Genomic DNA, 20,667 nt, shown 5'->3' on the forward strand with positions numbered 1-20,667 from the left:
CACCTCACGTGCTGACCTGCGTATATCCCGGCCCGAGGGGCCGATGCGGCATCCGCTGTCAGTGCCCGCCGCTAGCCTCTCTGAGGTGTCCGCCCGTATCACCGATCCCGAGCAGCTCAAGGAGCTCCTCGGGATCCCGTTCACCCCGGAGCAGACGGCCTGCATCACCGCGCCGCCCGCCCCGCAGGTGATCGTGGCCGGAGCGGGATCGGGCAAGACGACGGTGATGGCGGCGCGCGTGGTGTGGCTGGTCGGCACCGGCCAGGTAGCTCCCGAACAGGTACTGGGCCTCACCTTCACCAACAAGGCCGCCGGTGAACTCGCCGAGCGCGTGCGCAAGGCGCTGGTCAGGGCCGGCGTCACCGACCCCGACGTCATCGACCCGGACAACCCGCCCGGCGAGCCGGTGATCTCGACGTACCACGCCTTCGCGGGCCGTCTGCTGACCGACCACGGCCTGCGCATCGGCCTCGAACCGACCTCCCGCCTGCTCGCCGACGCCACCCGCTACCAGCTCGCCGCACGTGTGCTGCGCGAGGCTCCGGGCCCGTACCCGGCCCTGACCCGCTCGTTCGCCGACCTGGTCAGCGACCTTCTCACCCTCGACGCCGAACTCGCCGAGCACCTCGTACGCCCCGAGGCCCTGCGCGCGTACGACGCCCAGCTGCTGCTCCGCCTCGAAGGCGCCAAACTCACCAACGCCGATCTGCGCAAGGTCCCCGAGGCGGCCGCGGCCCGCCGCGCACTCGCCGACCTCGTGGGCCGCTACCGCGCCGCCAAACGGGAGCGCGACCTGCTCGACTTCGGCGACCAGATCGCCCTGTCGGCACAGCTCGCGGGGATCCCCGAAGTGGGCCGCATCATGCGCGACGAGTTCCGCGTGGTCCTCCTGGACGAGTACCAGGACACGTCCGTCGCCCAACGCGTCCTTCTGGCGGGCCTGTTCGGGGGCGGCACCGGCCACCCCGTGACCGCGGTCGGCGACCCCTGCCAGGCCATCTACGGCTGGCGCGGTGCCTCCGTCGCCAACCTCGACGACTTCCCCGAGCACTTCGCCCACGCGGACGGCCGCCCGGCCACCCGCCAGGCGCTCAGCGAGAACCGCCGCAGCGGCGGCCGCCTCCTGGACCTCGCCAACGGCCTCGCCGAGCCCCTGCGCGCCATGCACGCGGGCGTGGAGGCCCTCCGTCCGGCCCCCGGCGCTGAGCGTGACGGCACGGTCCGCTGTGCGCTCCTGCCCACCCACGCCGAGGAGATCGACTGGCTCGCCGACTCCGTCGCCCACCTGGTACGGACCGGCAAGGCGCCCGGCGAGATCGCCGTCCTGTGCCGCACGGCGACCGACTTCGCCGAGATCCAGGGCGCGCTCGTCGCCCGGGACATCCCCGTCGAGGTGGTCGGCCTGTCCGGGCTGCTGCATCTGCCCGAGGTCGCCGACCTGGTCGCCGTCTGCGAGGTCCTCCAGGACCCCGGCGCCAACGCCTCCCTGGTCCGCCTGCTCACCGGACCGCGCTGGCGCATCGGGCCCCGCGACCTCGCCCTCCTGGGACGCCGCGCACGGCTGCTGGTGTCCCACGCACGCGTGGACGGCGACGACGACCCGGACCGCCGTCTCGCCGAAGCCGTCCAGGGCGTGGACCCCGCCGAGGTGATCTCCCTCGCGGACGCCCTCGACACGTTCCTGGAGACGCCGCTGGGCGGCGACGCGGCCCACGACGGCCTGCCCTTCTCGCCGGACGCGCGCGTGCGGTTCGCGCGCCTGGCCACCGAGCTGCGCGATCTGCGCCGATCCCTGTCCGACCCGCTCATGGACATCCTGCACCGCGTCCTCGCCGTCACCGGTCTGGAGGTGGAGCTGTCGGCGTCTCCGCACGCCCTGGCCGCACGCCGCCGCGAGACCCTGTCCAACTTCCTGGACGTCGCCGCCTCCTTCGCCGCCGGCGACAACGAGGCGACCCTGCTCGCCTTCCTCGGCTTCCTGCGTACCGCCGCCCAGTACGAAAAGGGGCTCGACAACGCCCTGCCGGGAGGCGAGAACACGGTCAAGGTGCTCACCGCCCACAAGTCCAAGGGCCTGGAGTGGGACGTCGTGGCGGTCCCCGGCCTGGTGACCGGCACCTTCCCCAGCACCCAGGGCCGCGAGAAGTGGACCGCCCAGGGAAAGGTGCTCCCGCACGAACTGCGCGGGGACGCGGACACCCTCCCCGACGTCGCGTCCTGGGACTCCCGCGGCCTGAAGGCCTTCCACGAGGCCATGAAGGAACACCAGCTCACCGAGGAACTCCGTCTCGGCTACGTCACCTTCACGCGCCCCCGCTCCCTGCTCCTCGGCTCCGGCCATTGGTGGGGCCCCAACCAGAAGAAGCCCCGCGGGCCCTCCGACTTCCTCCAGGCTCTCCACGACCACTGCGCGGCCGGATACGGCGAGATCGAGGCGTGGGCCGACGAACCGGCCGAGGACGCGGAGAACCCGGCCCTGCACCGGGAGAGCGCGGACCAGGTCTGGCCCCTGCCCTTGGACGAGGCCGCCCTGGCACGCCGCCGCGCGGCGGCCGACACGGTCCTGGCCCACCTGGAGACCCTGAACCGCGCCTCCGACGAGGAGACAGGCCCTGCGGCGACACACGACCCGGACACGTACGACGACCCGGACTGGCCCCCGCCACCGGAGGACGACGACGAGTCCTTCGTCGAGGCGTACACGGAGGAGGACCCCTTCGCCGCGGAGGACCCCGCGGACTGGGACTCCTGGACCACGGACCGCCCCTCGGCGTCAGCAAGCGCCCCTTCGGCACCTACGACCCACCCTTCGGCGCCCACAGACACCCCCTCTGTGCCCACCGACACCCCCTCTGTGCCCACCGACCGCCCTTCGCTGCCCACCGACCACCCCTCGGTGCCAACAGGCCGTTCCTCCGCTCCCACCAACCGCCCCACGGTCCCGCACCAGGCGGCCTCTCCGGACCCCGTCCCCCCGTCGGCACACCCCCGCCCCACGGAACCGGAACCCCTCACACCGGAAGAGGCACGCACCATCGCTTCCTGGGACCGCGACCTCGACGCCCTCACCGGGGAACTCCTGAGCGCCCGCGCGAGCGTCACGGACGTCCCCCTGCCCGCCTCCCTCACCGCCTCCCAGCTGTTGCGTCTGGCCGCCGACCCGGACGGGTTCGCGCAGGAACTCGCGCGCCCCATGCCGCGCCCGCCACAACCCGCCGCACGCCGGGGCACCCGGTTCCACGCCTGGGTCGAAGCCCGATTCGAGGAGCTGACGCTGCCCATGCTGGAGCCGGAGGATCTGCCCGGCAGCGAGGCCGAGATCGCCGACGAACGGGACCTGGAAGCCCTCAAGGACGCCTTCGAGCGCACCGAGTACGCGCACCGCACCCCGTACCGGGTCGAGGCCCCGTTCCAGCTGTCGATCGCCGGGCGCGTCGTACGGGGCCGTATCGACGCCGTCTACAAGGAGGGCGACGGTGAGCGGGCGACCTACGAGATCGTCGACTGGAAGACCAACCGCACCCGCACCGCCGACCCGCTTCAGCTGGCCCTCTACCGGCTCGCCTGGGCCGAGCAGCAGGGCGTGCCCCTGGAGTCGGTCGACGCCGCCTTCCTGTACGTCCGCAGCGGCGAGGTCGTACGCCCGGACGCCCTGCCGGACCGGGCCGCGCTGGAGCGGCTGCTGACGCAGGAGCCGGGCGCGCAGGCGCACTGTGAGCAATCGCCCAGCCAGGATGTCGGTGCGGGCCGATAGGCTCGTGACCATGAGCCAGACCCCGGACAGCGCCGTCCGTACGTACATCGAGCAGCATCGTGCCGCCTTCCTCGACGACCTCGCCGAGTGGCTGCGCATCCCCTCCGTGTCGGCCCAGCCCGACCACGCGCCCGACGTACGCCGCAGCGCCGACTGGCTCGCCGCCAAACTCAAGGAGACCGGCTTCCCGACCACGGAGGTCTGGCCGACCCCGGGCGCGCCCGCCGTCTTCGCCGAGTGGCCCGCGGAGGACCCGCAGGCGCCCACGGTCCTCGTCTACGGCCACCATGACGTGCAGCCCGCCGCCCGGGAGGACGGCTGGGACAGCGAGCCCTTCGAGCCCGTCGTCCGCGACGGACGCCTCTACGCGCGCGGGGCGGCCGACGACAAGGGCCAGGTGTTCTTCCACACACTCGGCGTCCGCGCCCACCTCGCCGCCGCGGGCCGCACCACCCCGGCCGTCAACCTGAAGCTCCTGATCGAGGGTGAGGAGGAGTCCGGCTCCCCGAACTTCCGCGCGCTCGTCGAGGAGCGTGCCGGGCGTCTCGCGGCCGACGCCGTGATCGTCTCCGACACCGGCATGTGGTCCGAGGACACCCCGACCGTGTGCACCGGCATGCGCGGCCTCGCCGAGTGCGAGATCCGGCTGTACGGCCCCGACCAGGACATCCACTCCGGCTCCTTCGGCGGCGCAGTCCCCAACCCGGCGACGGCCGCGGCCCGCCTGGTCGCCGCTCTGCACGACGAGCACGCGCGCGTGGCGATCCCCGGCTTCTACGACGGAGTCGTGGAACTGACCGAGCGCGAGCGCGAGCTCTTCGCCGAACTGCCCTTCGACGAGCAGCAGTGGCTGCGCACCGCCAAGTCGCACGCCACCCACGGTGAAGCCGGCCACACCACCCTGGAGCGCATCTGGGCCCGGCCCACCGCCGAGGTCAACGGCATCGGCGGCGGATACCAGGGCCCGGGCAGCAAGACGATCATCCCGTCCTCCGCGATGGTGAAGCTTTCGTTCCGCCTGGTCGCGGGGCAGGACCTCGACCACATCGAGAAGGTGGTCCACGCCTGGGCCGCCGAGCAGACGCCCGCGGGCATCCGCAGCGAGATCACGTTCTCGGCGGGTACGCGCCCGTGCCTGACGCCCCTGGACCACCCGGCCCTGCAGTCCGTCGTACGCGCCATGAGCCGCGCCTTCGAGGGCCCCGTCCGCTTCACCCGCGAAGGCGGCTCGGGACCCGCCGCCGACCTCCAGGACGTCCTCGGCGCGCCCGTGCTCTTCCTCGGCATCTCCGTCCCCTCCGACGGCTGGCACGCGCCGAACGAGAAGGTCGAGCTGGACCTCCTCCTCAAAGGCGTCGAGACCACCGCCTACCTGTGGGGCGACCTCGCCGCGCACTGGCGCCATGCGCCCTGAGCGCCGCCGGCGGTCCGGACCGGCGGCGTCCGCGGGGCACACTGAGAAGGCCGCCACGCACCGATCCCTGCCGAGTCCGGTCGCCACCCGCCGCACGTCCCGCCGATCCACCCGCCGAAGCACACCGTTCCACTGGGGGAGTTGGAAGCACCCGTGACCACCTGGACCGACCACACCGCCGACCGACCCGTCTCGCTCACCGCCCCGAGCGGCATCGACCGCGCCGCCCACCACCGGCTCGACGAGGCCTGGCTCGCGGCGGCATGGAGCCACCCCACGACCCGGTGTTTCGTGGTCTCCGGCGGCCAGGTCCTCATCGACGAGACGGCTGACGGGCGCACCGAACTCGTCACGACCCCCTCGTTCGAGGCCCCCCTCACCGAGGCGCACCGCTATTTCCTCGGCATCGACGAGGACGGCGTCAGCTACTTCGCCCTCCAGAAGGACGCCCTGCCCGGCCGTATCGACCAGTCCGCGCGCCCCGCCGGCCTGAGAGAGGCGGGCCTGCTGCTGTCGCCGCGCGACGCCGGACTCATGGTGCACGCCGTCGGCCTGGAGAACTGGCAGCGCACCCACCGCTTCTGTTCCCGATGCGGTGAACGCACCGTGATCGCCGCGGCCGGCCACATCCGCCGCTGCCCCGCGTGCGGTGCCGAGCACTACCCGCGCACCGACCCCGCCGTGATCATGGCTGTCACCGACGAGGACGACCGTATTCTCCTCGGCCGTCAGGTCCACTGGCCCGAGGGCCGCTTCTCGACGCTCGCCGGCTTCGTCGAGCCCGGCGAGTCCATCGAGCAGGCGGTGCGCCGCGAGGTCTACGAGGAGGCCGGCGTCAGCGTCGGGCCGGTCGAGTACGTCGCCAGTCAGCCCTGGCCGTTCCCCTCAAGCCTGATGCTGGGCTTCATGGCCCGTGCCACCACCACCGAGGTCGACGTGGACGGCGACGAGATCCACGAGGCCCGCTGGTTCTCCCGGGAGGAACTGCGCGCCGCCTTCGACTCCGGCGAGGTCCTGCCTCCGTACGGCATCTCGATCGCGGCCCGACTGATCGAGCTCTGGTACGGCAAACCGCTGCCGACGAGGAGCGTCTGACGGGCACCGGGTCGATGCCCGACCCGTACTGGAACCACAACGTCCACTACCACCGCACGGTCCTGGCCGCCGTACCCGAAGACTGCGGCGCGGCTCTGGACGTGGGCTGCGGTGACGGGTTGCTCGCGCGGAAGCTGGCGGCCAGGGCGGCGTCGGTGACGGGCGTGGATCGTTCGGCGCGGATGATCCGCCTCGCGAAGGAGCACACGCCCGGCGACGTCACGTACGTGGAGGGTGACTACCTGGAGGAAGGCACCCTCCCCGAGGGGGCGTACGACTTCGTCAGCGCTGTGGCCGTGGTCCATCACGCGCCGTTCGAGAACGCCGTCGGTCGCCTGGTACGGCTGCTGGCCCCCGGAGGCCGCCTGGTGATCGTCGGCATGGCGTACGACAGGACGCCGCTGGACTGGGTGATCAGCTGCTGCGGTGTCCCGGTGAACCTGTGGAAGACCCGTCTGCGAGGCGGTGAGGCGGGCCCTGTCGACATGCCCGTCGAGGATTCGAGCATGCACTGGGGCGAGGTCCGGCAGGCGGCACTGCGGCTTCTGCCGGGCTGCCGCTTCCGCCGTCGACTGCTGTGGCGCTACACAGTCGTGTGGGACAGACCACGACCCGGCGGACCCTGAGCACGTCCCCAGAGCGGGGACCCGCAAGGCGATCGAAGAGGCCGCCGCCGCAAGGACGGCGCCGGCGCAGGGGGCAGCCGGGCCGGGGGCGGCACCGCGGACGCGACGCTGGTGGTGCGTCGGCAGTCCGCCACGATCAGCCGCAGCTCTTCCCGCTGCTCGGCGTCTTGGTGCCGGTGGCCGCTTCGATCACCGATCAGCAGCCCTGTTTTGATCAACGGGAGCACTGACGAGGCCCTCGCCGATGTGTGTAGGGCGAGGGCCGGTCGCTGCCGTCGGTCAGGCGCTGAGAGCCTGCTTCACCTGGGCCAGGCTCGGGTTGGTCATCACGACCTCGGAGCCACCGCCCAAGGGCACGATCTGAACCGTCGGAACCGTCTGGTTTCCGCCATTCGCCTTCTCGACGAATGCCGCGGACTCGGGGTCCTGCTCGATGTTGATCTCGGTGTACGCGATGCCCTCGCGATCCAGCTGCTTCTTCAGCCGCTGGCAGTAGCCGCACCACGTGGTGCTGTACATCGTCACAGTGCCCTGCATGTCTCGCGCGCTCCTTAGGGTTGCTCGGGGACCAGGTCGTCCAGTGAAGGAACGTACGGGATCCGGCCGCCATTCCCACCCGGGGTATGGCTGCTCCGTGACGCCTGCCGCATTAGTACGACTATCAGGGCCTGCCTGTGGACAACCGGCGCAGCCGTCTCGGGGGACCTGGCAGCATGGCGGTGTGACAGCAGCAACGCACTCCACCCTCTTCCCGCAGGCACCGGACTCTGCCGACGCGGTGCTCGACGGGCTCGACCCCGAGCAGCGCGAGGTCGCCACCGCCCTGCACGGTCCGGTGTGCGTGCTCGCGGGCGCCGGGACGGGCAAGACCCGGGCGATCACCCACCGCATCGCCTACGGAGTCCGTGCCGGAATCCTCCAGCCCTCCAGCGTGCTCGCCGTCACCTTCACCAACCGCGCCGCCGGAGAGATGCGGGGCCGGCTGCGCCAGCTCGGCGCCGCCGGGGTGCAGGCCCGCACCTTCCACTCGGCAGCCCTTCGCCAGCTCCAGTACTTCTGGCCGAAAGCGGTCGGTGGCTCCATGCCCCGGCTCGTCGACCGCAAGATCCAGCTCGTCGCCGATGCGGCCGCCGCCTGCCGCATCCGCCTCGACCGCAACGAACTGCGGGACGTCACCGCCGAGATCGAGTGGTCCAAGGTCACCCAGACCGTCCCCGCCGACTACGCGCCCGCCGCCGCCAAGGCGGGCCGCGAGTCCCCCCGCGACCCGGCCGAGATCGCCCAGCTCTACAACGTCTACGAGGACCTCAAGCGGGACCGCTCGGTCATCGACTTCGAGGACGTCCTGCTGCTCACCGTCGGCATCCTCCAGGACCGGCACGACATCGCCGATCAGGTCCGCTCCCAGTACCAGCACTTCGTGGTCGACGAGTACCAGGACGTCAGCCCGCTCCAGCAGCGCCTGCTGGAGCTGTGGCTGGGCGACCGCGACAACCTGTGCGTGGTCGGCGACGCCAGCCAGACGATCTACTCGTTCACAGGAGCAACTCCCGACCACCTCCTCGACTTCCGCATCCGCCACCCCGGTGCAACCGTCGTCAAGCTGGTCCGCGACTACCGTTCCACACCCCAGGTCGTCCACCTCGCCAACGGCCTGCTGGCCCAAGCCCGCGGCCGCGCCGCCGACCACCGCCTGGAACTGGTGTCACAACGCGACCCCGGCCCCGAACCCCTCTACACCGAGTACACCGACGAACCCGCCGAGGCCGAGGGCGCGGCCCGTCGCATCCGGGAACTCATGGACGAGGGCGTCCCGGCCAGCGAGATCGCCGTCCTGTTCCGTACGAACTCCCAGTCCGAGACCTACGAACAGGCCCTCGCCGACGCGGGCGTCCCCTACCAGCTGCGCGGTGCCGAGCGGTTCTTCGACCGGCCCGAGGTGCGCAAGGCTGGCATCGCCCTGCGCGGCGCGGCCCGCTTCGGCGGCAACGACTCACTTCTCGACGACGCCGTCGACCTGCCCTCGCAGGTACGCGCCGTGCTGTCGGGGGAGGGCTGGACGCCCCAGCCCCCGGCCGGCTCCGGTGCCGTCAGAGAGCGCTGGGAGTCGCTCGCCGCCCTGGTGAACCTCGCCCAGGACTTCGCCGCCGCCAAACCCGGCGCCACTCTCGCCGACCTCGTCGCCGAACTCGACGAACGGGCGAACGCCCAGCACGCCCCGACCGTGCAGGGCGTCACCCTGGCCTCCCTGCACTCGGCCAAGGGCCTGGAATGGGATGCCGTCTTCCTGGTCGGCGTCGCCGAGGGCATGATGCCGATCACCTACGCCAGGACCGACGAACAGGTCGAGGAGGAACGCCGCCTCCTCTATGTCGGTGTCACCCGCGCCCGGCAGCACCTCCATGTCTCGTGGGCGCTCACGCGAGCGCCCGGTGGTCGGCCCAACCGCCGCCCCAGCCGCTTTCTCGACGGCCTGCGTCCCGGCTCGGCCGCCACCGTCGGCCGCTCCGCCGCCGGCCGGGGCGGTGGTGTGGAGCGCGGTTTCACGAGCAGGCCGGATGTCGCCCCGAGACGGATCAAGCGCACCCCGGCCCGCTGCCGCGTCTGCGGACGCACCCTCACCGACGCCGGCGAGATGAAGCTGATGCGCTGCGAGGACTGTCCCTCCGAGATGGACGAGGGCCTCTACGAACGGCTCCGGGAGTGGCGTGCGGTCCAGGCCCGGCTCAGCGGGCAGCCGGACTTCTGCGTCTTCACGGATCGGACGCTGATGGCGATCGCCGAAGCGGAGCCAACTACTCCGGTCGAACTGTCCGCCATCCCAGGCGTCCTCAAACGCAAACTGGACCGCTACGGATCCGATGTCCTGGCCATCTGCGCTGGTCAGGCGCTCGGTGAGAGAGCGGAAGGGGAATGAAGCGAACTCGTCGAAAAAATAGTTTGCGCATGCCCCGGCAATCCCCATAGGTTCTTAGCCACGGGAACGGAGGCCTTCTCGGAGGCCCCAATTCCGTGATGTACTTGCATACCCGCCGGACTGGTTCACCCCAGTCCCCCGATACGCCGAGAGGAGGCGAGTCCAGTGATCAGCATCAACGCCAGCTCCATCAGCACCGCCAAAATGACCGATCGCTCGGTCGTCGCCTCCCTGTGCATGCTCGGCGCCTCGGACCAGGGCACCGGTCTGTCCGGCATTCGTGCCGTCCGTCCGGCGTCCTCCCTGTCCCTCGCGGGCCTTCCCGTCCGTGAGCGCAATGAGCGACCGACCAAGGCACTGGAAGCGGCAGTAGCGGCACAGGCGCAGGCCTATGCCTTTACGGCGACCGGTGCCGGATTCCGGAAGCAGACGACGCAGCACCACCTGATGTGGGCCTTCCGTGGGCCAGAACCCTGGAGTGATCCAGCCTGATCGCCGATCAGGCCGGCGCCTTCAGGGCCGCGGAACCCCATCCGGGATCCGCGGCCCTTCTGTTTGTCCCTGAACAGGGATGACGGAGCGAAGGGGCCTCGGGACAAGAAAAGACCCGGTACCAGCCGCCACCCGGCCCAACAGGGCCGGAACGACCAGACGAGGAAGACGAACCGTGCAACTCGAAGCGCACGCCCCGTCCGTACCGCCCTCAGACACGATCCCCAAGCCCGGCCTCACGGAGGACTCCACCTTGACCCCGCTCACTGCGCTCACCGCGCTCGACGACGCCATCGAGAACCTCGGCGTACCCGTCCCCTGCCGTTCCTACGACCCGGAGGTCTTCTTCGCCGAGTCGCCGGCGGACGTCGAGTACGCCAAGTCCCTCTGCCGCACCTGCCCGCTGATGGAGGCCTGCCTCGCCGGCGCCAAGGAGCGGCGTGAGCCCTGGGGCGTCTGGGGTGGCGAGCTGTTCGTCCAGGGTGTCGTCGTCGCCCGGAAGCGGCCGCGTGGCCGCCCGCGCAAGAACCCGGTCACGGCATGAACATCGCAGGAACAATCGACCGCCCCCTCACGCACGATCCCCAGAAGCAGGCCCCGATGAAGCCGTCCACCCACGAACCAGCGGGCTCCACGCCCGAAGACTTCACCACCAGTGGCGCGAACGACTCGCGTCAGAACAGGACCCGAGAGATGCAACTCATCCAAGAAGCCCTCGCACGTGCGCATATGCACGAGCGACAGTACGAGGCCGAGCGGGAACGCCGGGCCGTGCGCCTGGCGTCCGCTCGCCGCATGCAGCGCAGGGCCGAGCGCGCCTCGCTGCGTGCCCGCCGCGCGCTCGCCATGGCGGTCATGCAGTAGTCGCCCACACCGCCAGGCGGTGACCCTCCTGCCTCGAAGGCAGCCACTCCCTGCGGGGGCCGGTCCGTGCGAACGGGCTGGCCCCCGCGGTGCGTTGGGCCCGCCGATCTGTCACGGCGGCGTTATCGTCGCCGAGTGACGAGTCCTTCCGGAGCCAGTGACGACGCCGGCTCAGCCGAAGAACCCCAGCCCCTCGTGTGCGCCCGCTGCGGCACCCGGGCCGAGGTCCCGCAACCCACCTGGACCTTCTCCGTGGAGAGCGGCGAACGCCACTACTTCTGCGACACCTGCTCCCGGGAGAACCTGAGGGCGATCGAAGGGCGACTGGACTCCGACTGGTGGTAGGCCCGGACGGCTGCTCAGGCCTCCACCGCTGAGTCCTCCTCGTCCGTCATCGCCTCCGGCGCGAACCCCGGCAGCCACTCCTCCAGTTCCTCGCGCAGACGTACCGTCGCGCCCAGCTGGCACAGGACGCCGATGGTGCTCAATGTCACACGATGGATGAGGAGATAGGCCGGCGGCAGGTTGAGCTGCTTGCCCAACTGGTAGGCGGGGGAGCGGGGGTCGGCCACCCGGGCGGCCTGGCTGCGCATCCAGCCGCGGGTGAAGGTGAACGCCTCGACCTGGGCCGGCTCGATGATCGGCAGGAGGTAGTCCAGGACGGCGTCGGGCTCCAGGTCGATCGATTCCTTGACGAAGCCCTCGGTGCGCAGCAGTTCGTAGACGGCATCCGCCTCGCCGTCCAGGGTCATGCGCAGGGAGTCACCGATGGGGACCGGCAGGCCACCCGGGAGGCGGTCGACCGTACCGAAGTCCAGAACTCCGAGTCGCCAGTCGTCCTCGCCGTCCGGGCCGCCCGGCAGCAGGCGGAAGTTTCCGGGGTGCGGGTCGGCGTGCAGCAGGCCGGTGCGGGCCGGGCCGGAGAAGAGGAAGCGTGCCAGGAGCTGGCCGGCACGGTCACGCTGCTCCTGGGTTCCGCCGGAGATCACCTCGGAAAGCGGAATACCGTCGATCCACTCCGTGACCAGAACCTGGTCGCAGTGGTGGACCACTGCGGGCACGACCACGTCCGGGTCGTCGGCGAACTCCTCCGCGTGTGCCTGCTGGGCCTGTGCCTCCAGGCCGTAGTCCAGTTCCTCGGAGACGCGGTCCTTGAGCTCCGTGATCAACGGCTTGATGTCCATGCCGGGGACCAGCGGGCCCAGCAGCCGCGCGAAACGGCTCAGCTGGTTCAGGTCGGAGAGGAGGGCCTCACCGGCGCCCGGGTACTGCACCTTGACCGCCACCTCACGGCCGTCGTGCCACACCCCGCGGTGCACCTGGCCGATGGACGCCGCCGCCGCGGGCTTGTCCTCGAACTCCAGGAACAGGTCGTGCCAGTCCTCGCCGAGCCGCTCCGCCAGCACCGTGTGCACGGTGCGGGTCGGCATCGGTGGTGCCGCTTCCTGCAGCTTGGTGAGCGCCACCCGGTAGGGGCCGGCGATCTCCTCGGGCAGCGCGGACTCGAAGACGGACAAGGCCTGGCCGAACTTCATCGCGCCGCCCTTGAGCTCGCCGAGCACCTTGAACATCTGCTCGGCGGTGCGCTGCTGCAGTTCGCGGCCGACGAGCTCCGCGGACTCGCCGACGATCCGCTTGCCCAGTCCCCAGGTCGCCCGCCCGGCGAAGCCGAGGGGAAGCGCGGCGAGCTTGGCGGTACGCGTGACCGCCTTGCGGGGAAGATCAGACATGCGCCCTCCAGGTCCCAGCCGGCCGCTCCGCGTCCGCCTTGCGGCGTGACCCGGACGACGGCCCTTGTTCCGCCATTGTCTCGTGCGAGTCCTCGTACTCGGAGGGGTGTTCTCCCTCACCTTTCTCCGCGGCGCCGCACGGGCATGCGGGGTGCGCCCACACCGGCCGGGCATGCCAGCTCAGACCGGGTAGTGACACCTCCCAGCGTGCACCAACGCTGGACGGAACGCGGCCGTCCAGGAAAGCGAGGGCGTGCGCGGCCACCAGCCCGGCGACCGTGGTGGCGAGAGCGAGGTCGCAGGGCCGCACATGGCGCGTCCTCCCCGCCCCCGAGCGCCACTGCGCGACAAGACGCGGCCAGACCGGATCCCGGTCTGCGCGTCCCTCATGGAGACAGCCGGCGCAGCCGGTCTCGCCCGGCAGGACGAGCGGGCCGACCACACCGGTTCCCTCCACGACGCCCGCGTACAGATGGGGCGTGCCGGAAGTGATGAGAGGTTCGGCCGCCGAGGGGGAGGGGGCGTGCACGGCGACGTCGTCCCGGGGGGCGATGATCACAAGGGAGTGACCCGCACACTCGTGCCCAGGTGGTGACTGCGGGGTCCGGCGCGGCGGCCGGTCGGGTGCCGCGCGTCGTACGGCCCGTCGCGCGGCCTCGTCCCTGCGGTCGCCGACCGCTTCGGCGGGCAGTCCGCCCGGTCCCACGTCCCACGGTTCGACACGGCCGACGTCGCGCACGTCGACCTCGCCGACCCCCGCGCCCGACAGCAGGGAGGCCACCATCGCCCCCACCCGGCCGGCACCCCTCACCTGGACCCGGGCGGAGCGGCGGGCGATCAGGCGGCCGATCGCCTCGCCAGGCTCGGACGTGGCCAGGGACAGTGAGGCCAGATCGGGGAGCAGCCGGTCCAGGACTTCCTTCCTGCGGCGCAGCTCGTCGGCGGCCGGGCCGCCGCCCTTGGCGTCGTCGAGCAGTCCGGCCCGTTCCAGTCGCCGCACCAACTCGTCGACATGGCCGTCCGGCAGATCCATGCGGCGGCCCTCTTCGCGCAGCAACTCCATCCCGCGCGTGCCGTTGAGCAGGTCGAGGAAACTGCCCGTCGCCGTGTCCACCGGGCCCAGGGTCATCGCATGTGCCGGAGCCATTCCGAACTGCACGGTGTTGAGGTCACGCCATCCGCGCCTGAGCGCGGGTTTCATGAGCGGAGCCACCATGGTCGCCGACCGTGCGGAGCCCGAGGTGGTCAGCGAGCCCGGCGCGTCCAGCGAGTCCGACGCGTCCAACGTGTTCGGTTTTGCTGGCATGTGCGCCGTACTTGCGGAAGCCGTCGAACCCGTTGCGGCGGTTGAAGCCGATGGAGTCGATGGAGCCGATGAGGCCCGTGAAGTCGATGGAGCCGATGAACCCGACGAAGTAGATGAACATGATGAAGTGGATGAAATCGCCGCATGCATGAACGAGCCCCCGTAGCCGTCGTGGAACGTCCCCGTCTGCCGGTGGCGCTCGGTCGCAGCCCCGCCGGCCACAGCCAGCATGCCCTGGAGTGTCGCTGGTCGTCCGAAGTTGTCCACAGGCGGTGGATATTCGTCGTACAAATCAAACGCTCGGTGGGGGATCGGCACAGAACCGTTCCGGAGTCGGGACTTCCCCCGTGTGCAGCGGGTAACGTCGGGGCGTGTCCGCCGACCCACTGCACCGCGCCGGAACCCCACAGCGCAGTACGACGAGCCTGCCGTCGGGCGGCTCGGGGGCGAGCGTGATCGAGGTCCGCAGGAGCGCCCGGCGCCGCCGGACGGTCTCGGCGTACCGCGAGGGCGATCGCACCATTGTGCTCATCCCCGCCCGGATGTCCGAGGCGGAGGAGCAGCGCTGGGTGAACGTCATGCTCGACAAGCTGGCCGCCCAGGAGAGCAAGCAGGTCCTCGGCGACGCCGAACTTGCCGAGCGTGCCGAGCAGTTGTCGGCGCAGTACTTCGACGGCCGTGCCCGGCCCAGGTCGGTGCGCTGGGTCACCAACCAGAACACTCGCTGGGGCTCGTGCACGCCGGCCGAGGGCAGCATCCGTCTCTCGCACCGCCTGCAGGGAATGCCGGAGTACGTCGTGGACTACGTCCTCCTCCATGAGCTCGCCCATCTGCTGGTGCCCGGTCACGGGCCCCGTTTCTGGCGGCTGCTGGAGGCGTATCCGCGCACCGAGCGGGCCAAGGGCTACCTCGAAGGCGTCGTCGCCGCCGAGCGACTGCCCCATGTGCCCGTCGCGCGCGGCGAGTGACCGCGAGCTGAGACACCTGCGGGGCCCCTGCGGAGGCAGTGCTTCCGTTCCGGCCGGGCACGCGTTGTGTACCGGGTCTGTACCGGCTTCGTCCGATGTCGGAGTTTGCCGTTAGCCTGGCGCGACGCACTCACACTCGGGATGGGGGACGGTCGTTACGCATGGCCAGGGAATTCCAACGCGGCCACAAGGCCCGGATCAGTGACCTCACCGCGGGCACGGATCTGTACGTAGGCGTGCAGATCTCCGCTCCAGGGCTGACCTTCGACATCAGCTGCTTCGGTCTCGACGCCGCCGAACGGCTCTCGGACGACCGCTACTTCGTCTTCTTCAACCAGCCGAAGACCCCCGAGGAGTCCATTCAGCTCCTGGGCGCCCAGGCCGGCGACACGGAGTCCTTCCGGGTCACGCTCGACAGGATCCCCCCGCAGATCCAGAAGCTGTCCTTCACGGCGACGATCGACGGCGCCGGACAGATGTCGCAGATCAACCCCGGATACATCCGCATCGTGGCGGGCGGCGAGGAGGTGGCCCGGTACGCCTTCAACGGCTCGGAGTTCTCCACCGAGCGCGCGGTGATGCTGGGTGACTTCTACCTCAAGGACGTCTGGCGCTTCGCCGCCGTCGGGCAGGGCTTCGACGGTGGCCTCGACGCGCTGCTGAGGAACTTCGGCGGCGAGGTCGCCGAGGAAGAGGCGCCGGCCGCCCCGCAGCAGCCCCAGACCGGCGCGGCTCCCGGCTTTGCGCCGCCCGCGCAGGCCGCGGCACCGCCCGCGTTCGGCGCCCCGGCGGCACCGGCTCCCGCGCCCGCACCTACGCCGGCCCCCGCGCCCGCACCTCAGCCCGCCGCCCAGGGTTTCGCGCCCCCGCCGGGATCCACCCCGCCGCCCCCGTCGCAGGTGCCCGCACCCCCGGTGCACGCCCAGCCCACCATCGTCGCGCCCATGACGCCGCCGGGCGGCACCCCGCCGCCTCCCGCGCCGGCGCCCGCGCCCTACGGCCAGCCGGGCCAGCAGCAGCCGTACGGCCAGCCCGCGCAGCAGGCGCCGTACGGCCAGGCCGCCGCCCCGACCGCCCCACCGCCCCCCGGCTACGCCCAGCCCCAGGCACCCCAGTCCCCGGCCCCGCCGCCCGGTTACGGCCAGCCCACCCCGCCCCCCGGCTACGGCCAGCAGCCCTCTTACGGCCAGGTCCCGGGCCAGCAGGCCCCCCACGGAGCCACGCAAGGTGCCCCGCAGGGCGCGCCCCAGGGCCCCGGGGTGGCCGCGGCGCTCCAGCAGTTCAAGGAGACGCCCACCGGTCAGCGCTGGACGCAGCAGAACAAGAAGCTGGTCCGGGTGGACCTCGGGATCGGCGGGCAGGCCGTGCTGGCCCGGCAGGGCAGCATGGTGCTCTACCAGGGCAAGGTCGACTTCAGCTACAAGGGCGCCGGGTTCGCCGGCCGGATCGTGGGCAACGCGACCGGCCAGGAGATGCAGCTGATGCGCTGTACGGGCCAGGGCCAGGTGTTCTTCGCCGAGAACTCGACGATGCTGCACCCGATCGAGCTGCAGGGCGACGGCATCTGCGTCTCCGCGGAGAACGTCCTCGCCTTCGACGAGAGCCTCCAGTACGAGATCCGTCGCATCGAGGGCCACGGCATCCCCGGTGGCGCGCTGTTCACGATGCAGTTCACGGGCACCGGCACGATCGTCGTGAAGACCCACGGCACGCCCGTGGTCCTCCCGGTCACGCCCACGACGTTCGCCGACTGCAACGCGGTCGTCGCCTGGTCGGCCGCCTCCCAGGTGGTCGTCTCCAGCCAGGTGCGGATGCGCCGCAACGCCTACCCGGGCGACACCGGCGAGAGCGTGAACCTCCAGTTCCGTGGCGCGCCCGGCAACTTCATCGTCGTCCAGCCTTACGAGATCTGAGGGAGAGCCCGTCATGAACCAGCCGCTCGCGGGCTACGCCCCCGCACCCGTCACCGCCCGCATGGAGAACCACGGCAACCACATGCTGAAGGTCGCCATGCAGACCGGGCACGACCTCCTCGCGCGCGTCGGCTCGATGGTCGCCTACGAGGGCTTCGTCCAGTACGAGCCGAACCCGCCGGCCGTTCGCCAGATCGCCAAGGACTGGATGACCGGTGAGGGCGCGCCCCTGATGAAGTGCTCCGGCGACGGCCTGCTCTACCTCGCCGACTACGGCGCCAATGTCGTCGTCATCAACCTCAACGGCGACGGCATCTCCGTCAACGCCACCAACCTCCTCGCCTTCGACGCGCACCTCACGTGGGGCGTCGAGCGCGTGAAGGGCCTGGCGAAGTTCGCCGGGCAGGGCCTGTGGAACACCAAGATCTCCGGGCAGGGCTGGGTCGCGCTGACCTCCCGGGGCAAGCCGGTCGTCGTCGACTGCGGCGGCGGCGAGGACGAGACCTACGTCGACCCCGACGCGCTCGTCGCCTGGTCGCCGAACCTCAAGGTGAAGGGCAAGCGCAGCTTCAAGGCGCAGTCGCTCATCGGCCGGGGCAGCGGGGAGGCCTACCAGATGGCCTTCTCCGGCCAGGGCATCGTCGTAGTCCAGCCCAGCGAGGACAGCACCGACCGCCTCCGGGTCCGGGGCTGAGGGGGAGCCAGAAAGCCATGCAGAGCCCGCTTTTCGCCTACAACGACCAGCAGACCCAGGAACGCTGGAGCCTGCAGAACAAGCAGATGCTCCGCGTCAACCTGGAGGGCCACGACGACATCCTCGCCCGCAAGGGCACGATGGTCGCCTACCAGGGACTCGTCGAGTTCGACGCCGAGTTCCAGAGCAACCAGCAGGGACGCGCGCGTGCGCAGACCGGCGAGGGCCTGGACCTGATGCGCTGCCACGGGCAGGGCACGGTCTACCTCGCCAACCTCAAGCAGCACGTGCACCTGGTGGACGTGGACCAGGACGGGCTGACCGTCGACAGCAGCTATGTGCTGGCGATGGAGTCCTCACTCCACCACGAGGTGATCGCCGTCGACAGCCTCTACGGCATCTCCGGCTCCGGCAAGTACCAGCTCAACATCACCGGTCGCGGCAAGGTCGCCCTCATGACCTCCGGCATGCCGCTGATGATGCAGGTGACGCCCGACAAGTACGTCAACTGCGACGCGGACGCGATCGTCGCCTGGTCGACCGGCCTGCGTGTCCAGATGCAGGCACAGACCCACTCCTCCGGGGTGTGGCGGCGCCGCGGCAACACCGGTGAGGGCTGGGAGCTCAGCTTCATGGGCAGCGGTTACGCGATCGTCCAGCCCAGCGAGCTGCTGCCGCCGCAGAACGCCCAGATCGGCTCGGGCCTCGCCGCGCAGTACGGCATGGGCCAGCAAGGGGCCCGGGCACAGAACCAGGGCAACGTCTGGAACTGACCCGCCGGAAAGCAGACGTAAGGGGCGACCGCCATGGCGGTCGCCCCTTACCCGTACGTCAGGCCTCTCAGCCGACCGGTGTCGTCCCAGGAACCCGTCACCTCAGGCACGGGCCGCGAGTCTCGCCCGCGCCGCCTCCAGCAGCCGTACGACCGACTCGTCGGCGACCTCCGCGACCTCGTCATAGGCGAACCAGCGCAGGTCGAGGGACTCGTCGCTGATCGCCTCCACAGCGCCGGCCGGAGCGAGCGCCGCGTATTGGACGTCGAGGTGCCAGGCGCACGGCGTGCGATGGCGGTCCAGGCGCACCGGGCCGCCCGGCAGCAGCGACAGTCCCGCGACGCCCGACTCCTCGGTCCCCTCGCGCAGGGCGGCCGCCGCCAGCGTCTCGTCGACCGGCTCGCAGTGACCGCCCATCTGCAACCACATGCGCAGCTTCCTGTGCAGCGTCAGCAGCACTCGCTCGCGCGCGGGGTCGATCACCAGCGCGCTCGCCGTGATGTGCCCGTCGCCGCAGGCCTTCCACATGCCGTCCGGATGGGTCTCCAAGTGCTCCAGGTACGTCTGGCGCAACTCTTCCTGGTCCTCGTACCCCTTGAGCACGAGGACCGCGTCGTCGTACAGGCTCACTCGGTGTCGTCGCCCTTGGAGTCGTCGTCCTTGTTCAGGTTCGGCTTCCCGGCGGAGCCGTCCGCCGCCTCGCCGAGCATCTTGTCCAGCTCGGAGAAGTCGATCTGCTCGCGGTGCACGAAGCCGTCCGGGTCGTCCAGGTCGGTGGCCGTCGGCAGCATGTCCGGGTGGTGCCACAGGGCGTCCCGGCCGTCGACGCCGCGCGCGTCGGTGAGCGAGGCCCACAGCCGGGAGGCGTCACGCAGACGGCGCGGGCGCAGCTCCAGGCCGATCAGCGTGGCGAACGTCTGCTCCGCCGGTCCGCCCGAGGCGCGACGTCGGCGCAGCGTCTCGCGCAGGGCGTCCGCCGACGACAGGCGGGGCTTGGCGGCCGCGTGGACCACGGCGTCGACCCAGCCCTCGACGAGGGCCAGAGCGGTCTCCAGACGGGCCAGGGCCGCCTTCTGCTCCGGGGTGTCCTCGGGCTGGAACATGCCCTGCTGAAGTGCGTCCTGCAGCTGCTCGGGGTTCTGCGGGTCGAACTGGCCGACCACGTCCTCCAGCTTGGCCGTGTCCACCTTGATCCCGCGCGCGTAGCCGTCGACCGCGCCGAACAGATGCGAGCGCAGCCAGGGCACGTGGGCGAACAGGCGCTGGTGTGCGGCCTCGCGCAGGGCGAGGTACAGCCGCACCTCCTCCTGGGGGACGCTCAGGTCCTTGCCGAAGGACTGGATGTTCACCGGCAGCAGTGCGGCCTTGCCGGCCGGGCCGAGCGGCAGGCCGATGTCGGACGAGCCGACGACCTCGCCCGCGAGCACGCCGACGGCCTGCCCGATCTGCGTGCCGAACATGGCGCCGCCCATCGAGCGCATCATGCCGATCAGCGGGCCGGCCATGGCCTGCATCTCCTCCGGCAGGACGTCGCCCATGGCGGTGCCCACACGCTCGGCGACCGGGTCGACGAGCTCCTTCCAGGCGGGGAGGGTCGCCTCGACCCACTCCGCGCGGCTCCAGGCCACGGCTGACCCAGCGCCCGACGGCAGGGACGTCACGTCGTCCAGCCAGAGGTCGGCCAGGCGGACGGCCTCCTGGACCGCGTTGCGCTCGGCCGGGCCCACACTGGCGTCCTTCGTGCCGTCCGCGGTGCCCTGCGAGACGGTCTGGCGGGCGATCTGCTTGGCCATGTCCCAGTTCACCGGGCCGCCCTCGTACGAGAGCATCTGCCCCAGCTGCTGGAACGCGGCGCCCAGGTCGCTGGGGTTGAGCGAACCGAACATGGCTGCGAAGGGATTGTCGGCGCCCGGGCCGCCAAAGCCCCCGGCTCCGGGCAGCCCGCCGAAACCGAACGGGTTGGCCGGTCCCTGACCACCGCCGCTCTGCTGGTCCTTCTTCTTGCCCTCGTCGCCGTCGTCCGGCTCCTCCGGCGGAAGGCCGAATCCGAATGGGGTGTCACTCACGGGATTCCTCGGCTGGTAAGGCCACCGGCTGGTACCGGCGGCGCGACTGCCCGAT

General features: G+C 71.2%; 19 protein-coding genes. 13 read left to right on the top strand and 6 right to left on the bottom strand.

Annotated features, from left to right (window positions below; genetic code table 11):
- Window positions 1-85: 85 nt before the first annotated feature.
- From ACWCPI_RS21310 to ACWCPI_RS21325, 4 genes are all read left to right on the top strand, one after another.
- Complete coding sequence (locus tag ACWCPI_RS21310) at window positions 86-3,754, top strand: UvrD-helicase domain-containing protein (RefSeq protein WP_451039584.1); 3,669 nt, start codon at window positions 86-88, stop codon at window positions 3,752-3,754.
- A gap of 10 nt (window positions 3,755-3,764) precedes the next feature.
- A complete protein-coding gene (locus ACWCPI_RS21315; RefSeq protein ID WP_451039585.1) occupies window positions 3,765-5,168 on the top strand; it encodes a dipeptidase in 1,404 nt (467 codons plus the stop codon).
- Window positions 5,169-5,321: 153 nt separating this feature from the next.
- Entirely contained in the window at window positions 5,322-6,263 is a 942-nt protein-coding gene (gene nudC / locus ACWCPI_RS21320; protein ID WP_451039586.1) for an NAD(+) diphosphatase, read from the top strand.
- A 14-nt stretch (window positions 6,264-6,277) separates the two neighbouring features.
- Entirely contained in the window at window positions 6,278-6,889 is a 612-nt protein-coding gene (locus tag ACWCPI_RS21325; protein WP_451039587.1) for a class I SAM-dependent methyltransferase, read from the top strand.
- A 279-nt stretch (window positions 6,890-7,168) separates the two neighbouring features.
- Here ACWCPI_RS21325 and ACWCPI_RS21330 read toward each other — a convergent pair whose 3' ends face one another.
- Window positions 7,169-7,426, bottom strand: coding sequence for a mycoredoxin (locus tag ACWCPI_RS21330; RefSeq protein WP_451039588.1), 258 nt, complete (start codon window positions 7,424-7,426; stop codon window positions 7,169-7,171).
- Between the two features lie 184 nt (window positions 7,427-7,610).
- Here ACWCPI_RS21330 and ACWCPI_RS21335 point away from each other — a divergent pair, with 184 nt between their 5' ends.
- From ACWCPI_RS21335 to ACWCPI_RS21355, 5 genes are all read left to right on the top strand, one after another.
- Window positions 7,611-9,806, top strand: coding sequence for an ATP-dependent DNA helicase UvrD2 (locus ACWCPI_RS21335; RefSeq protein ID WP_451039589.1), 2,196 nt, complete (start codon window positions 7,611-7,613; stop codon window positions 9,804-9,806).
- A 165-nt stretch (window positions 9,807-9,971) separates the two neighbouring features.
- A complete protein-coding gene (locus ACWCPI_RS21340; RefSeq protein ID WP_451039590.1) occupies window positions 9,972-10,298 on the top strand; it encodes a hypothetical protein in 327 nt (108 codons plus the stop codon).
- 175 nt (window positions 10,299-10,473) lie between these two features.
- Entirely contained in the window at window positions 10,474-10,842 is a 369-nt protein-coding gene (locus ACWCPI_RS21345; protein ID WP_019754617.1) for a WhiB family transcriptional regulator, read from the top strand.
- On the top strand, window positions 10,839-11,162 hold the full coding sequence (locus tag ACWCPI_RS21350) for a hypothetical protein (RefSeq protein ID WP_451039591.1): 324 nt from the start codon (window positions 10,839-10,841) through the stop codon (window positions 11,160-11,162). Before ACWCPI_RS21345 ends, ACWCPI_RS21350 begins: the two co-directional genes overlap by 4 nt.
- Window positions 11,163-11,297: 135 nt before the next feature.
- Window positions 11,298-11,507, top strand: a complete 210-nt coding sequence (locus tag ACWCPI_RS21355; RefSeq protein ID WP_451039592.1) for a hypothetical protein — start codon at window positions 11,298-11,300, stop codon at window positions 11,505-11,507.
- Between the two features lie 14 nt (window positions 11,508-11,521).
- Here the strand turns inward: ACWCPI_RS21355 and ACWCPI_RS21360 are convergent, their stop codons facing one another.
- From ACWCPI_RS21360 to ACWCPI_RS21370, 3 genes are read right to left on the bottom strand one after another with little or no spacing between them, the layout of a single operon-like run.
- Entirely contained in the window at window positions 11,522-12,892 is a 1,371-nt protein-coding gene (locus ACWCPI_RS21360; RefSeq protein ID WP_451039593.1) for an ABC1 kinase family protein, read from the bottom strand.
- Window positions 12,885-14,105, bottom strand: coding sequence for a TOMM precursor leader peptide-binding protein (locus ACWCPI_RS21365; RefSeq protein WP_451039792.1), 1,221 nt, complete (start codon window positions 14,103-14,105; stop codon window positions 12,885-12,887). The genes ACWCPI_RS21360 and ACWCPI_RS21365 overlap by 8 nt, the downstream gene beginning before the upstream one ends.
- On the bottom strand, window positions 14,062-14,319 hold the full coding sequence (locus tag ACWCPI_RS21370) for a hypothetical protein (RefSeq protein ID WP_451039594.1): 258 nt from the start codon (window positions 14,317-14,319) through the stop codon (window positions 14,062-14,064). Before ACWCPI_RS21370 ends, ACWCPI_RS21365 begins: the two co-directional genes overlap by 44 nt.
- Before the next feature lie 250 nt (window positions 14,320-14,569).
- On the opposite strand from ACWCPI_RS21370, the gene ACWCPI_RS21375 reads away from it, so the two are divergent.
- From ACWCPI_RS21375 to ACWCPI_RS21390, 4 genes are all read left to right on the top strand, one after another.
- Window positions 14,570-15,166, top strand: a complete 597-nt coding sequence (locus tag ACWCPI_RS21375; RefSeq protein ID WP_451039595.1) for a M48 metallopeptidase family protein — start codon at window positions 14,570-14,572, stop codon at window positions 15,164-15,166.
- A gap of 161 nt (window positions 15,167-15,327) precedes the next feature.
- Complete coding sequence (locus ACWCPI_RS21380; RefSeq protein WP_451039596.1) at window positions 15,328-17,079, top strand: TerD family protein; 1,752 nt, start codon at window positions 15,328-15,330, stop codon at window positions 17,077-17,079.
- 13 nt (window positions 17,080-17,092) lie between these two features.
- A complete protein-coding gene (locus tag ACWCPI_RS21385; protein WP_451039597.1) occupies window positions 17,093-17,773 on the top strand; it encodes an AIM24 family protein in 681 nt (226 codons plus the stop codon).
- A 17-nt stretch (window positions 17,774-17,790) separates the two neighbouring features.
- Window positions 17,791-18,546 (top strand): AIM24 family protein, encoded by a 756-nt coding sequence (locus ACWCPI_RS21390; RefSeq protein ID WP_451039598.1) that lies wholly within the window; start codon window positions 17,791-17,793, stop codon window positions 18,544-18,546.
- Window positions 18,547-18,648: 102 nt separating this feature from the next.
- Here ACWCPI_RS21390 and ACWCPI_RS21395 read toward each other — a convergent pair whose 3' ends face one another.
- Both ACWCPI_RS21395 and ACWCPI_RS21400 read right to left on the bottom strand, forming a co-directional pair.
- Window positions 18,649-19,176, bottom strand: coding sequence for an NUDIX hydrolase (locus ACWCPI_RS21395; protein WP_451039599.1), 528 nt, complete (start codon window positions 19,174-19,176; stop codon window positions 18,649-18,651).
- The gene (locus ACWCPI_RS21400; protein WP_388801975.1) at window positions 19,173-20,612 is read right to left on the bottom strand and encodes a zinc-dependent metalloprotease; all 1,440 of its coding nucleotides are present in this window, start codon (window positions 20,610-20,612) and stop codon (window positions 19,173-19,175) included. Before ACWCPI_RS21400 ends, ACWCPI_RS21395 begins: the two co-directional genes overlap by 4 nt.
- Window positions 20,613-20,667 lie beyond the last annotated feature (55 nt).

This window comes from Streptomyces sp. NPDC001920, from assembly GCF_053594495.1.